Annotated in this window: 11 protein-coding genes and 2 pseudogenes; 4 read left to right on the top strand and 9 right to left on the bottom strand. The window is 59.3% G+C overall.

Annotated features, from left to right (window positions below):
• Window positions 1-55: 55 nt before the first annotated feature.
• From pntB to panD, 3 genes and pseudogenes are all read right to left on the bottom strand, one after another.
• A pseudogene (pntB, locus tag AC6JA3_RS22130) lies at window positions 56-1457 on the bottom strand (Re/Si-specific NAD(P)(+) transhydrogenase subunit beta).
• Window positions 1458-1527: 70 nt separating this feature from the next.
• Window positions 1528-1638 (bottom strand): annotated as a pseudogene (locus tag AC6JA3_RS22125) (proton-translocating transhydrogenase family protein); the annotation flags it as partial.
• Window positions 1639-1808: 170 nt separating this feature from the next.
• Entirely contained in the window at window positions 1809-2234 is a 426-nt protein-coding gene (gene panD, locus AC6JA3_RS22120; RefSeq protein ID WP_497920714.1) for an aspartate 1-decarboxylase, read from the bottom strand.
• 15 nt (window positions 2235-2249) lie between these two features.
• Here panD and AC6JA3_RS22115 point away from each other — a divergent pair, with 15 nt between their 5' ends.
• A complete protein-coding gene (locus AC6JA3_RS22115; protein WP_497920713.1) occupies window positions 2250-2408 on the top strand; it encodes a hypothetical protein in 159 nt (52 codons plus the stop codon).
• A gap of 342 nt (window positions 2409-2750) precedes the next feature.
• On the opposite strand, the gene panC is transcribed toward AC6JA3_RS22115, so the two are convergent.
• From panC to AC6JA3_RS22095, 4 genes are all read right to left on the bottom strand, one after another.
• Window positions 2751-3665: a pantoate--beta-alanine ligase gene (gene panC, locus AC6JA3_RS22110; protein ID WP_497920712.1), complete on the bottom strand. Its 915-nt coding sequence runs from the start codon at window positions 3663-3665 to the stop codon at window positions 2751-2753.
• Between the two features lie 264 nt (window positions 3666-3929).
• On the bottom strand, window positions 3930-4703 hold the full coding sequence (locus AC6JA3_RS22105; protein WP_497920711.1) for a FadR/GntR family transcriptional regulator: 774 nt from the start codon (window positions 4701-4703) through the stop codon (window positions 3930-3932).
• Between the two features lie 62 nt (window positions 4704-4765).
• Window positions 4766-5548 (bottom strand): SDR family NAD(P)-dependent oxidoreductase, encoded by a 783-nt coding sequence (locus AC6JA3_RS22100; protein WP_497920710.1) that lies wholly within the window; start codon window positions 5546-5548, stop codon window positions 4766-4768.
• Window positions 5545-7014: an aldehyde dehydrogenase family protein gene (locus AC6JA3_RS22095; protein ID WP_497920709.1), complete on the bottom strand. Its 1470-nt coding sequence runs from the start codon at window positions 7012-7014 to the stop codon at window positions 5545-5547. The genes AC6JA3_RS22100 and AC6JA3_RS22095 overlap by 4 nt, the downstream gene beginning before the upstream one ends.
• Before the next feature lie 389 nt (window positions 7015-7403).
• Between AC6JA3_RS22095 and AC6JA3_RS22090 the strand changes: the two genes are divergently transcribed.
• Window positions 7404-8522 (top strand): 3-isopropylmalate dehydrogenase, encoded by a 1119-nt coding sequence (locus tag AC6JA3_RS22090; protein WP_497920708.1) that lies wholly within the window; start codon window positions 7404-7406, stop codon window positions 8520-8522.
• A gap of 127 nt (window positions 8523-8649) precedes the next feature.
• On the opposite strand, the gene AC6JA3_RS22085 is transcribed toward AC6JA3_RS22090, so the two are convergent.
• The gene (locus tag AC6JA3_RS22085; protein ID WP_497920707.1) at window positions 8650-9306 is read right to left on the bottom strand and encodes a GntR family transcriptional regulator; all 657 of its coding nucleotides are present in this window, start codon (window positions 9304-9306) and stop codon (window positions 8650-8652) included.
• 641 nt (window positions 9307-9947) lie between these two features.
• Here AC6JA3_RS22085 and AC6JA3_RS22080 point away from each other — a divergent pair.
• A complete protein-coding gene (locus AC6JA3_RS22080) occupies window positions 9948-10862 on the top strand; it encodes a Rossmann-like and DUF2520 domain-containing protein (protein ID WP_497920706.1) in 915 nt (304 codons plus the stop codon).
• A gap of 1246 nt (window positions 10863-12108) precedes the next feature.
• Here the strand turns inward: AC6JA3_RS22080 and AC6JA3_RS22075 are convergent.
• Window positions 12109-12612 carry an Lrp/AsnC family transcriptional regulator gene (locus AC6JA3_RS22075; RefSeq protein WP_497920705.1) on the bottom strand — a complete coding sequence of 168 codons (504 nt, stop codon included), beginning with the start codon at window positions 12610-12612 and terminating at the stop codon, window positions 12109-12111.
• 305 nt (window positions 12613-12917) lie between these two features.
• Here AC6JA3_RS22075 and AC6JA3_RS22070 point away from each other — a divergent pair, with 305 nt between their 5' ends.
• On the top strand, window positions 12918-14243 hold the full coding sequence (locus tag AC6JA3_RS22070) for a dihydrolipoamide acetyltransferase family protein (RefSeq protein ID WP_497920704.1): 1326 nt from the start codon (window positions 12918-12920) through the stop codon (window positions 14241-14243).
• Window positions 14244-14323: the final 80 nt, after the last annotated feature.

Raw genomic sequence — 14323 nt, 5'->3', positions numbered from 1 at the left:
TCCTGACCGGGTACCACTCGGAAAACCCGGCGTGGGTTCACGATCTCTGCTCTCGTTAGAAGGCTTTCAGGATGTCTTCGACGCGTTGTTTGGCGTCGCCGAACAGCATCTGCGAGTTGTCGCGGTAGAAGAGGGGGTTTTGGACTCCGGCGTAGCCTGCGGCCATGGAGCGTTTGAACACGACGACATTTTCGGCTTCCCATACTTTGAGGACCGGCATTCCGGCGATGGGGCTGCCTGGGTCTTCTGCGGCGGCGGGGTTGACGGTGTCGTTGGCGCCGATGACCAGGACCACGGAGGTGCTGTCGAGGTCGTCATTGATTTCGTCCATTTCCAGAACGATGTCGTAGGGGACCTTGGCTTCGGCAAGGAGGACGTTCATATGCCCAGGAAGGCGTCCGGCGACGGGGTGGATTCCGAACCTGACGTTCACGCCCCGTTCGCGCAATTGGTGTGCGAGTTCGGCCACGGGGTATTGGGCCTGGGCGACGGCCATGCCGTAGCCGGGGGTGATCACTACGGACGAGGCGTTGGCGAGCATTTCGGCTGTTGCCTCGGCCGTAATTTCACGGTGCTCGTCCTGGTCTGTGTCTCCTTTGCTGGCGGGGCGGCGATGCCGAAGCCGCCGGCGATCACGGAGATAAAGGACCGGTTCATGGCCTTGCACATGATGTAGGACAGGTAAGCGCCGGAGGAACCAACCAGTGCACCGGTGATGATGAGCAGGTCATTGTTCAGCAGGAAGCCTGCTGCGGCCGCGGCCCAGCCGGAGTAGCTGTTGAGCATGGACACGACGACGGGCATGTCGCCGCCGCCGATTGAGGCCACCAGGTGCCACCCCAGCCCGAGGGCAAGCACCGTAACAACGACGAGGAGCCAGAGCTGGGAGTCATTGACGTACCAGACGGTCAAGGCAACGAACACGGCGAGGGCGCCGAGGTTGATGGCGTTTTGCCGGGCAGCATCAGCGGTGAGGACTTCATCCGGGCCGACAGTTTCAGGAACGCGACGATGGAGCCGGTGAAGGTGACCGCTCCGATGAAGACGCCGATGAACACTTCGGCGTGGTGGACGTCCTTTAGTGCTCCGGTCAGGTCCGGGGCATGAAGGTGGCCGTTCCAGCCAACGAGCACCGCGGCCAGGCCGACGAAGCTGTGCAGCAGCGCAATGAGCTCGGGCATGCCGGTCATCTCTACCACCCGGGCGCGCCAGAGCCCGATAGCACCGCCCACCAGGACCGCGGCGACGAGCAGGGCCAGGCCGGTCAGGCCGTGGTTTGTTCCCCAGGAACCTTGCAGGGTCAGCCAGACCGTGGCAGCCAACGCGATCACCATGCCGGTGATGCCGTAGATGACACCGGCCTTGGCTCGTTCGTGCTTGCTCAACCCGGCCAGGCTGAGGATGAACAGCAGGGCCGCGACGACGTAAGCCGCCCCCGCGATGGATTCCACGGTCAACGGACCAGAGACGGCGTCAGGCAAAGTAAGGCTCCTCGAGATGATTTCTGCTGCTTCGGCGCGGCGCGGCTCATGAACGTGCCTTCCCGGCCGAGAACATGGCGAGCATGCGACGGGTCACGGCGAAACCGCCGAAAATGTTGATGCTGGCCAGCAGGACAGCGACGGCCGCGAGGACCTGGTGCGCTGCTCCGCATGTCAAGTGCCAACAGCCGTTCGACCGCGAACCGGCCGGGGAATCGTAGGCTCCATCCTTCACGTCGCAACTGTCAGGTTGGGGGCGTCCAACCTGACAAAAAGCCGCTCCAGGCAAAGCTGTTCACAACCATGCGAACTTCCGAGGGCCTGTTTTTAGAGTGCGGCGTTGTTTAGCGCGTGCGGTGGACGCAGAAGCCCTGGTGTGAGTCCGTCGGCAGGGTCGCTGCCCACCAGAATCAACTGGTTGCTTTGGTCTACGTGAACCACCAGAGCCTCGTAAGCTTTAGCCTCATTGGTGGTCATTTCGGCGTAGCTAATTATGATGACAATGTCGTCTTCCTGCATTAGGTGCGCCGCCGCGCCGTTAATGCCGATTACGCCCGAGCCTCGTTCACCCGCGATGGTGTAAGTCTCCAAGCGGGCGCCGTTGGTCACGTCCACGACAGCCACCAGCTCACCGGGGAGAATGTCAGCAGCATCTAGTAGATCCAGGTCAACGGTGACCGAGCCGACATAGTGCAGGTCGGCGTGCGTGACGGTGGCCCGGTGAATCTTGGACTTGAACATTAATCGCTTCATAGGAAACCTCCAGTAATGGGGCTTATGCTCGCGCTGCCGGACAACACCGAAACAGGCATGAACGCTGCCTTGCAGGACTTGTTCAAAATTTTAGTCGTCGTTTTCGGACGAAAGCGACGGAAGAAAGTGCGTGAAGACCTGGTTTCCGTCATGACGGAAAACCATTTGCCTTGAGGAGACGCCTTCCGCTGACATCCACAGAAGAGAATTGTCTGGCGTCACCGCCTCGACGGTTCCTCTGCGAACCAATTTCCCACTCTTCCAAATTTCGACACGCTGCCCGACAGCGCGGTGCCAATCTGGTTGCAGGTGAAGGTCCATGGATTTGCTCCTGAATGCGCGGATCAGAATTGCAATAGGTGTACAGGGTCGTTCTGCAGGCCTCGGCGAGGTGTCGTGCATTGCGATTAGTTGATGGTCGCGGTGCTCATCGACACATTGCCGCAGGAACTTAAAGTCGCTTCTGAGCAACGCAAGGAGGTCCTTCACGTTGGACGAGCTAAGAAGCCCTCCGACTCAGCTTCGGCCTTTTAGAGCCCCCGCTGCCTGTGAAGCCTCAGGGAATCTGAGATCAGCATTGTCGATGAGGCGAGTAGTGCCGACTCTTGCTGCGATAAGGAGTCGTGCATCCGTACCGCCGCTGTAGAGAGCGAGACCAGCCGTTCGTAGTTCCACGTAGTCAGGAACTACCTCTGGCTGCGCAGCCAATGCTTCCTCGGCGGCCTTCAGCGCAGCACGGGGTCCGTTCCCTGACGCTGCTGCTGCCGCTGTGAGGGCTTGGGAAAGAGTGAGGGCGGCGGTGCGCTGCTCAGTAGTGAGGTAGCGATTGCGTGAGGACAAGGCCAACCCATCGGCGTCACGCCGAGTGGGCACGCCTACCACTTCTACGCCCATATTAAGGTCGGAAGACATCGATCGGACTAAGACCAATTGCTGGTAGTCCTTCTCGCCGAAGTAAATTCGGTCTGGCCTTACGATGTTTAGGAACTTGGCCACAACGGTGAGAACACCTGCGAAATGTCCCGGCCGGGTTCTCCCTTCCAACTCGTCACCGAGGGGCCCTGGGACGATGGTCACGGCGCCTGCACCACCTGACGGGTACATCTCGTCAACACTGGGTGCGAAAATGAGATCAGCGCCTGCCTCGCGGCTTTTTGCCACGTCAGCTTCCAGATCACGGGGGTAGCGGGCGAAGTCTTCCTGAGGTCCGAACTGCAGTGGATTGACGAAGATCGACACCACCACGGAAGTCTGGCCGTCGCGGCCGGCCTGGCGTATTAGTTCCTGATGACCGCTGTGGAGGGCGCCCATGGTCGTAACCAACGCGACCGACCGACCTGCAGCGCGAAGTCGGGCTACGGCGGCGGCGAGAGAAGAGGAACTCTCGTGAACGGTGAGGTGCCCCTCAGTAGGTGATGTGTGTTGTTGCATTTCGGGAATTTCCTTAGAGTGGTCGCGCCTGTTCCCTTCATCACCTCAGCACTGTGGGTGCGATCCCTGCAGCAGTGGAAATCAGGTCTGGCAACTATCTGGTTCAGGGGCGGGATGTACCCGTCAAACTCATGCCCGCAGGAAGGGGTCTTTGACGGTGACACTCGCTATTCCTGACGGGCGGACTGAGCAAGTGAACAGGAGAATACCGCGGCTCACGATATCCCCTGACAGGAGTCACGCAAGGGAAAACAGGGCAGCGTGTTAGTTGCCGGCGTTCTCTGCCGGACGAACTTCATCGGCCAGAGCCCGAAGCCCGGGCCGCTCCTTTTCCTCCACATAATCGTAGTAGTACCAAAACAAGCCATCTCGGGTGAGCCACGATGCGAGGCGGCCATCACGCTGCCGAATCGCGTGCAGTAATTCGTCATGATGCCGGATAGAAGCCAACATCTGTCCCCGGCTATCCCCGGAATCGATGATGCGTTGCTGGATGAGGCTAAGGACGGATTCACGGACGGCCTCTCCGGAAAGCTCCAACAAAGGGTTGCCGCTTGCACGCGCGACGATGCGGTGAAAATCGAAGTCAGCCGCGCTGAAATCCTCATAACCTAACTCAATGCTCGCCCGCATGCGCGCGTTGGCGCGTTCGAGCTCAAGGATCTCCGACTCGCTTCGATTAGTGGCGGCGAGCACAACTGCAGCGCTCTCGATGATCATGCGGAATTGCAGCAAAGAAGCAAACCGGACAATGTCTCCGGAAGTTAGCCTCGTCAATGATTTTTGTAAGGAGTGGGAACTGGCCGGAAGAACGACGGGCCCGCGGCGGTCGCCCAGCCGCGATTTGACCAGGTGGTTGCTTTCAAGCAACCGGAGTGCTTCCCTGACCGTTGGGCGGCTGACGCCGTATTGCTCCACTAGCTCCCGCTCGCTGGGGAGACGGTCTCCGGGTTTCAACTCGCCTGACAGGATAGCGCTCTCTACGCGGCCGGCGATCACCTGATATGCGCGGCCGGGCTGCGATGGCTCGATGTTCACGCTTCCGCACCTTCCATTCTTTCCATCTTGGTTCCAGATCTCACGGACTGGGGGCTTCGGCCCTATGAAATTGGGGGATCAAACCGGCCGTCCACTGCTGTCCACCCGCCGTCAACATACAGTACCGTTCCCGTCACGTAGCTTGCCGCGTCAGAAGCCAAGTAAACGACTGCGCCCGTTAGTTCGCTCGGCCGAGACCAACGACCCAGCGCCCCCTTCGTGGCATAAGCGTTGTACCACTCAGGGTTTGCCTTGATGGAATCGGTCAGAGGCGTTTCAACACATCCGGGCGCTACAGCATTTGCCCGTACGCCGGCCGAGCCGAACTCTGCAGCCGCTGTTCGTAGCAGCTGCACCGTTGCTGCCTTAGTGGCGGCATATACACCCTGTCCTGGTTCGACCACCAAGTGGCGCACTGAAGAGAATCCGATGATACTCCCCTTCTGCTGGTGAACCATGTTGGCGCCAAAGGCGCGGATAAGATCAAAACTGGACCGGACGTTGAGGTTTACGACGCGTTCGTACTCCTCTGAGGTGTAGTCGAGGAGCCTCTTGCGGACGTTTGTTGCCGCTGTGAAGAGCAGTGTTTCCACATCCGAGTGATCGGCTGCGGCAGCGAAAACGGCCTCGGTATCGAGCACATCGAGTTCGTACGCTTCGGCGTGCCCCCCTTCGTTCGCGATCAACTTTGCTGTGTGCTTAGCCGCCTCTAGGTCTCGATCGGCGCAGATAACGTGGGCGCCATGGGCGGCCAAAGCAAGGGAGGATTCACGGCCGATGCCGCTTCCAGCTCCCAGGACGAAGGACTTGCGGCCGTCAAGCCGAAAAATCTTGCTGTAGTTCACTTTGTGATTCTCCTGTCAGGGCGAATAACGGCCATGCGGGTTACGGTCAGTTCTTCCATCGCGAAGCGGGGTCCTTCGCGTCCTGTTCCTGAGTCCTTGACTCCGCCATAGGGCATCGTGTCATTCCGGTAGCCGGGGACTTCATTGACGATCACCCCGCCCACGTCGAGCCCGTCTATTGCCCGGTGGGCCCTTGCAAGTGAGGCTGTGAAAACGCTCGCTTGCAACCCGTAGCGGGATTTGTTGACGAGGTCTATGGCTGCATCAAAGTCGGGCGCGGAGCGAATGCACACAACTGGCCCGAAGATTTCCTCATCCCAAGCCTTCACGCCGGAGGGGACGTCGACGAGAACCGTGGGTTCGAGAAGCCCGTCCTTGGTACCGCCTCCGAAGGCGATCTCGGCGCCGTTGCTGACGGCTTCATCAATCCATTCTGTGACCCGCCGGGTTGAGTCTTCATTGATGAGTTTGGCTACCCGAGTTCGTTCATTCCTGGGGTCACCAACTACAAGCTCTTCCATTCGATCCACTACCCGTTTGGAAAAATCAGCGATGATACTTTCATCGGCAACGATTCGTTGGATTGATATGCATGCCTGCCCGTTGCCGTAGAAGCCGCCCCGGATTACGGCGTCGGCTGCTGCGTCCAGATCAGCATCCGGTGCCACAATCAGCGCTGCATTGGATCCCAGCTCGAGTAGTACCTTGCGCGGGGCGCAATCCCGCGCAATCTGGTGTCCGACAGCTGCAGAACCGGTAAAACTGACGGCACCGATCCGGGGATCGCTGGTAAGGATGCTGCCGACTTCCGGGCCGCCGGTGATCATCTGAACAATGTCCACAGTTACATTCAGGTCCTGGGCGGACTGACGAATCAGGTGGACCAACCATAAGGTCGACAGGGGTGTATTGGGTGCCGGCTTGCAGATCACAGCGCATCCAGCGGCGATGCTAGGTGCGATCTTGTGGGTAGCCAGTAGCAGAGGATAGTTGAATCCGGCAATACCGATGACCAGCCCAATGGGCTTGCGTGTCCAGTATCCGAACATTCCTTCGCCGCCGGCCTGGATGTCGAGCGGGACCGTTTCCCCATGAAGGGCAGAAATGGCCTCGGCGGCCGCGGCCCAGGTGAAAAGGGTTCGGCTTACTTCCGTTCGGCAATCTACAAGCGGCTTGCCCGTCTCGGTAACCAAGAGCTGCTCGAATTCGGAGCGGCGCTCCTCAAGGGCATGACCGACATCCAGCAGCAACTGACGGCGGGTAGCTGCAGGCAGTGCTGCAACCACCGGCTGAGCATTGAGGCCGGCATCAAGTGCCTTTCTCGCGTGGTCGGTTGTGCCGACCGGAGCTTGCGCCACCTCAGAACCGTCGTAGGGAAACGAAATGGTGGACGTACCGACGCCGTCGGTAACCCATTCTCCGGCAATAGGAAGTCCATTGGGGTAAGGGGGGTTGAAAAGGCCCACTGTTCGGTTCACTCCTTTGGGTTTATTAGCCACCACTGGTAAGGCCAGTGGCTTCTACTAGAATGCGCTAGTTGGCACTTCACGTCAAGCAACAGACTGAAACCGGGCCTACGTACCGAAAAGAACACCACCGATCGGCATAAAATCGCTTCAATGCTCGCTCGGATAGCAAGAACTGTTGACGCAGGTCGCGCATCTCGGGATACTGGAGCCTCTGGATCCAGAGTTGATAGGTGCGCGGATACATGAATATTCGAGCCGCTGCTTCCTTGACTGCTGCACCCCTTCTTGTTCTCGGCCAACCCGCGGATCTCCAACACAAAGATGCCGACCCGGGGCGGGCAGACTCTGGCTCGACTCTCAACCTCACGAATTAGGACGCGATTTTCTTGACTACTTATGACTTGGCCATCATTCATGGCGACGGCATCGGCCCGGAGGTTAACCAGGAGGCCGTCAAAGCGCTCCACGCAGCGGCCAGCCGCTTCGGTTTTGGTCTTCAGACGACTGAGTATCCGCTGGGTGCCCAGGCATATCTCGAGTCGGGGACGCTCATCGACCCAGGGACGATGGACAGTCTCCGCGCCCACAACGCCATAATGTTCGGGGCCATGGGAGATCCTCGGGTAACCCCGGGGATCCTCGAACGGGGTTTGATCCTGCGGATGCGCCGTGAGCTTCGCCAGCAGGTCAACCTTCGACCGGTTCGCCTCTACCCCGGAGTGCCTACCCCAATCAAAGATCTCGACCCGGGGCGTTGCGACTTCGTCGTCGTCCGTGAGAACACCGAGGGCATGTACGTTGGCGGGGGTTCAACAGTCCATGCGGGGACCCGGAACGCCGTAGCATTGCAGGAATCAGTTAACACGGCCCAGGCCATCTCTGACGTCGTCGATTACGCGTTCCGGCTCGCACAGGCACGCCGCGGTAAGCTGACGCTCTGCCACAAGAAGAATGTCCTCGTCCACGCCGGCGAACTGTGGCAAAGCATCGTCGACGAGCACGCTGCCCAATACAGTGACGTCGAAGTTGATTACGTCCATGCTGATGCAATGTGCCAACACATGCCGATGAACCCCGAGCGATTCGACGTCATCGTGACCGATAACCTTTTCGGCGACATCATTTCGGATCTGGGCGCAACCATCCAAGGAGGCCTCGGCGTTGCGGCTAGTGCCAACCTTAATTTGGATGGCACCGCACCCAGCATGTTTGAACCCGTCCATGGGTCCGCCCCTGATATTGCCGGAAAGGGATGGGCGAACCCCGCGGCTGCTGTGCTCTCTGCCGCGCTGTGTCTGGCCTCTCTGGGCGAAGGCAAGGCAGCGCTGGCTCTGGAGAACGCAGCAGCCTCGGTACTTGGTGAACTCCCGGCCTTGGCCGGAGCGGGCATGGGGGCCACGACCGTCCAGATCGGCGATCGGATTGCTGACCGCATCACGGACGAAACGGACATAAATTCCCAGATCGAAGAGACGTCCATCATGACGGCGATGGCCGCGATCTGACCCACCCTGCACAGCAGGCACGATCAAAAAATTTTGCGTGCCTGCTGTACAGATCCGTAAGAACCGATCCAAAGGATTAGCCATCAGGTCAGTCCGGTTCCTACTCCGCAACCCAGGGTGTTGTCAGCTAGGCGGGCGCTCGTAAATATCCTGCTGCGGACTCCCGGGGGGCTCCGCTGCGGAGCTGGTGGATCGTTTTCTCGATATGGTCCCTGGCGAGGCGCTCGGCTGCGACCCCATCCGCCATTTCGATAGCGTCGACAATTGCTGTGTGCTCATCAATGGCGCGGAGCGCACTGCTGGGCTCGATCATCGAAACGGGGGCAAATACCTGAGCCGTCATCCGAATAATGGAGGTCTGAGCGATTACAAACTCGTTGTTGGTCATTTGCGCGATCATTTCGTGTAAATCCACATTGAGCTTTGAATACCCCCGCGGGTTCCATGGCTCGACAGCCTTGCGCTGCGCAGCGATTACTTGCCTGAGGTCACGTAGTCGTGCAGCCGAGACGTTCGCTGCAGCTAATCGCGCTGCTAAGCCATCGATTACAGCTCGCAGCTCGTAGGCTGAGAGCAAAGTCTGCACATCTCCTGAAATTACTCTGACTCCCCGGCGCGCGTCGGATCTAATCAGACCTTCCTGTTCCAGCCGCCGCAGAGCTTCCCGCAGAGGCGTCCGGCTTACGCCCAATTCCTCGGATAGCTCCTCCTGCTTTAACCAGGTCCCTGTCGAATACTGCTGCGAGTAGATTCGCTCGCGCAAAAGCACTGTGATCTCGTCCACCAAAGGGACCTTGCGCCGAGCAGGAGCATCAGCAGGGCCGTCAGCATGACCGCGTTGTATTGACTGTGAACCACCCACAACTCACAACCTTTCGTCAATTACAACCTTAGTCGAGCCAAGAAAAGCCAGCCACCGATGCTTTGGCAACCACTAGCCCGGCGACCGCCGGGCAGGCTGTTTTTTCTAGAACGTGCACGCCACGCCCCACTGGCCTTACCTCTGGGATTTCCGGCATTTCACGTCCCCACATGCAGTATTACATGAAAAGCAGGGGATATCGGCGCCTATTGACATGTCCTGTTTACCACGGCACAGTAGAATGTGCATCTTGAAAGTTTTCGGGATCCAGAGTTGATGAGCTTCACAGCTTCAGGACACTAACCCGAAACGCTGCACCGCTGAGAATGAGGATCGCAGCGTTGATACCCGGCAGAACCGCAGCCCTGATCCCACCGCTCCCTGTCACAGCCATGAGCTGGCTGAGGGGCTGAACCACGCCCGCCAGCAACGAAAGAAGGTAACAGTGGCACCGATCACTGCCGCCGGGGTCCTCGACTGGACACCGGCACTCGACCGAAGCACCATGCGACCCATAACGCGGGGCCTCCAGAAAAGCTCGCGCAAGTTCGAAGTGAACCCCAGTGCGTAGTCGTCACCAGCATTCAATCGGTCTGATTGGGGCTGGCAAAGTCGGAATAGTTCTCGCCACGGCGTTGGTTCGCGGTGGCCACACAGTGGTTTCAGTGTGGGACCCGTCGCCAGCTGCCACAGACGGGGCGCGGGAAACACTGGGGGACTTCCAGGCAGCGTCAACGGTCGCTGAAGCGACCGCCGGCGCCGACTTGGTACTTCTCGCCGTGCCCGACGACGTACTGCACGGCCTCGTCCAGACCTTGGCCGCGGAGGGGAATGACTGGCACGGCGTCAATGTCGTTCACGTCAGCGGAAGATACGGGGCCGCTGTGCTCAACCCCCTGAGCGAGCAAGGAGCCGCAGCGATAGCACTGCACCCCGCAATGGCTTTCAGCGGAGACCGGGACACCGAACTGAGCCGTATATCCGGTGCCCGTTTCGCCGTGACTGCCGGGGACCCGACAACTGCAGAGAACCTCGTCCGGGACATGGGCGGAATCCCCTTCAAGGTCGACGAATCAGACCGCGTCCTGTACCACGCGGCTATGACCCACGCCAGCAATCACTTGGTGACCTTGGTCGTTCAGTCATCGGCCATGCTAGCCAGCATCTCGATCAACGACACATCTGATGTGCTTCGCCCGGCGCTTGCGGCAGCCTTGGAAAACGCACTCGTGCGAGGCGCCGCCGGAGCCACCGGGCCAGTGGTGCGCGGCGACATCGGAACGGTAGCTGAGCACATCCGTGCGCTCTCGGAACGAATGCCGGAAACCCTCCCCGTGTACCAGGTTATGTCAGAAGCCGCAGCGGACATTGCCCTAACCGCTGGACGAATCTCCGAGGACGTAAACCAGCGAATAAAGCAGGTGGTCGATGTGCCCTCCATAGGTGCCGAACCGCAGCATGCGAAGGTTCGGGCGTAAATCAGTGGCGATTTCCCGCCCGCGAATCATCCGACCGCAGCGGGCTCAACGCTGCCTGCAGGCACTGCTGTTACCTTCTAGGCAAAACCAAGAGGAACTGGGATTGATCGCCAGACGGGTAGTCCTAGGCAGAAATGCCTCAGCTCACATGCCGAGGTTTACAACGGACTCGCCCCAATTGCTCAGGTCCGCCGGTATACCTCATGGACCTGTGGACAGATATTAAGTTCACCGCTCGAAAGGGAGGCGACACCCACCCTGCATCCCGGAGCAACGCCGGCCGGGCGCCCCGCCACACGGGCGGCCGGCCACCCGAGCACCGAAAAACTATACGCATAGGCGCTGTACTTTTGCTTGGTCGTGACGATCTCATCGACCCTGTGTCACCCCGGTCTCATTAGGTGGCCTGCGCGTCCGCTCGTCCTCTTGGGTTTCGTCGTGCAGTGCCCGTGGGCGCCGCCAGGACAAAGACAAGTGCCGTGCACGCTCGCCCCGCGATGGCCTTTCAGGGTTGCGGAGATGCTTCGATGGGCCCACACATAATTCAGGACGAGTCGTCCGGTGAGATCCTCATAACGCTTCCCTCCTCTTTGTGCCGCAGGAGATGCATACTTGGCGACCGTGTCTGGTTCCGGACCACAACGATATGTGCCCATTTAGACTCTCGAAGACGCCTAAGATCGCGAGCGGCGGACCGCCCTCTGGGTGCGCCCTTCCTGGCAAGGACCACTTGCTGTCGTAAGGCACCGATTGCCAACCCCGCTGCTGTCGAGCAGTGCATGCGGCGGCCAAAAGAGCAGACCGAATGAACTTCAGGTGGCCGCCGAGGGCAGTTTTGATTGGCTGCTAACACCCGTAAGCCAAAACTGGGGTTTCCGCCGGAACATAGCTCCAAATGGGCACTGTATACACACCAACGGCTGTCAGACCTCTAGAGCACCGAGGAACCTTCTGACCCCATCGGCGATCCCCGGGTCCGATTTCGAAACCCGTGGAATGAGGCTTCACGGCCGAGTCAGCACCTGGCAGCCCCGTTCAGCTCGCCGCGGCGTTGCCAACCCAATGATGACTCAGTGATGGCACCTCTTTCGTGCTCAAGTCGACGGACTCCGGAATGCCCATCCCTTGCTGCACTGCGCGTTCTGCGCCCAGCCCCTCAAGCGCCAAGTAGAAAGCTTTGCGTATAACCGTGAGGCGACGGCTATACGAGTTCAGGCCAGCCGTCGACCCGCCTGGCAGGACCGAGTCAGTCGGGGAGTGGAGTGGAACGTCCCCAGCCTAAATCTTTCGTCAAATGGTCCAGCAGCGGCTGCACGCGGTATGGGAGGGGTGTCGAAACCGTGAGAGTTGTATTTGTGTGTCTGACACCGGGAATATCAACCATCCTCGCTGCGGCAGCCTGAAGCTCCTGGAGCGTTGCGGATGCCACTCTTACCAATAGGTCCTCCCGGCCCGCCTGGGTCGTGACCTCAAGGACCTCCGGGATTTGACTGAGGGCTATGACGACGTTGCTCAGCTGCCGCTGATCAAGTTCGAGACCAACGAACGCCTGCACCGGAATTCCGGCTGCTTCCAGGTCCACTACCGGTCTGAATCTCCGGAGCACGCCCCGCTTTTCCAGACGTTGGAGGCGGGCCAGAACCGTATTACGGGAAATGCCCAACTGGGCGGCAAGGTCAGCAACGCCAGCACGGGCGTTGCTGTCGAGCCTCTTCAGGAGCTCTGAGTCGAGCCTATCGATACTAATCATTTCGTCCAGCTGAATCCCGCAAAGCTACCCCTGATCTATATCCAGTGCTTAGTTAACTGCTAATAAGTTGACCATAGCAACAGGCACATCTCAAGGTTATGTATCAGATCAACCACCACCGATAGATAAGGAGGCACCCATGCGCAAGTCAATGAGCAGCCTGGACGTGACCGCAGGGTAGGCCTTCATCTAGACCATAAGTATCCCCGTTTCCATGCTTGCTGAAAAAGAGTGGCTGCCCAAGGCTGGACAGAATCCTTGATGCGGTTGACCGCAGCTTCAACTACTAACGGACGAGAAGAACCATGATCGTAAAACAATTCACCCTGCCGGACGTGGGTGAAGGCCTCACCGAGGCAGAAATCGTCACCTGGCTTGTCAAACAAGGCGACCACGTCACGGTTAACCAAGCCATCGTGGAAATCGAGACAGCAAAATCGCTGGTAGAACTCCCTTGCCCTTTTGCAGGCGAAGTAAGCGAATTGCTGGCCGAACAAGGTGAAACGGTTGATGTAGGACGACCCATCATTACCATTGCCACTTCATCCCCTGAGCCTGCTGACGGATCCGACACGTCAGGAAAGTCCCCACAGTCAACAGCCGCCGCGGATGAGGAAGATCCCAAACTCCTGGTCGGCTATGGAGCACGTGACATTCAAAGCAAACGACGTCGCTCCCGTACGGCCCCTGGCAACATTCAGGAAAGTCCAGCCGTTCAACCCTCTGCCGAAACTGGGCGCCCAAAGGCGAGCCCGCCGGTCAGAAAACTGGCAAAAGACCTTGGCATAGATCTGCATGCCGTCGAGCCCACCGGCTCCGAGGGCATACGCACCCGCGAAGACGTGCTTCGCGCCCACGCCACCGAAAAAGCTGCCAGCGGTGCCCCCATCGGTACCCTACAGGCAGAAGCAAACCCGGTCGCTGACGGTGACATCCGTATTCCTATCAGGGGGGTGCGAAAACATACTGCGGCTGCCATGGTGCAGTCTGCGTTCACAGCACCGCACGTCACGGAATTCGTCACAGTCGACATTTCACGGACGCTGGGATTGAGATCCGAAATAGGCCGCCGCAGGGAGTTTGTCGACGTCAAGCTCACACCGCTCGCCTTCGTCGCACGCGCCTTCCTGAGGGCCATTCAGCGGACACCCGAGGCGAACTCGAAGTGGGATGAAGCCACCCAGGAAATCATCCAGTACCGCGAAGTCAACCTGGGCATCGCTGCGGCCACCCCGAGAGGGCTGATCGTGCCCAACATCAAGGGTGCCCAGTGCTTGGGTCTCGCTGAACTGGCGACAGCGATCGGCGACCTGGCATCGACAGCCCGGTCGGGCAAGACCGAACAAGCGGCAATGACCAACGGCACAGTCACGATCACGAATATCGGCGTTTTCGGAATTGACACTGGCACACCAATCCTCAACCCAGGGGAGACCGCGATCTTGGCAGTAGGAACAGTTCGTCGGACCCCTTGGGTTGTAGAGGACGAACGCGGCGAAAGAATCGAGCCGCGGTCGGTTCTCCAGCTGGCATTGTCCTTTGACCACAGGGTCATGGATGGACAGCAGGGCTCACAACTCTTGGCAGACACAGCCGCGCTCCTCAGGGAACCCGGCCTGGCGCTGCTCTAACCACCCACAGGTAACAAACTAAATCCCGGGTACGGCCGCCATGATACGGCCGTTCCTCAGTGGCAGATGACTGACGATCC

This window comes from Arthrobacter sp. TmtSoilC79 (assembly GCF_059739405.1).
Note: the sequence above shows the minus strand (reverse complement) of the source record. Positions and strands in the feature narration are given on the sequence as shown.

Excerpts from the sequence above, each read along its gene's own strand:
- panD (WP_497920714.1), bottom strand. The coding sequence starts at position 2,234 with ATGAAGCGATTAATGTTCAAGTCCAAGATTCACCGGGCCACCGTCACG.
- AC6JA3_RS22115 (WP_497920713.1), top strand. The coding sequence starts at position 2,250 with ATGGGGCTTATGCTCGCGCTGCCGGACAACACCGAAACAGGCATGAAC.
- panC (WP_497920712.1), bottom strand. The coding sequence starts at position 3,665 with ATGCAACAACACACATCACCTACTGAGGGGCACCTCACCGTTCACGAG.
- AC6JA3_RS22075 (WP_497920705.1), bottom strand. The coding sequence starts at position 12,612 with ATGATTAGTATCGATAGGCTCGACTCAGAGCTCCTGAAGAGGCTCGAC.
- AC6JA3_RS22070 (WP_497920704.1), top strand. The coding sequence starts at position 12,918 with ATGATCGTAAAACAATTCACCCTGCCGGACGTGGGTGAAGGCCTCACC.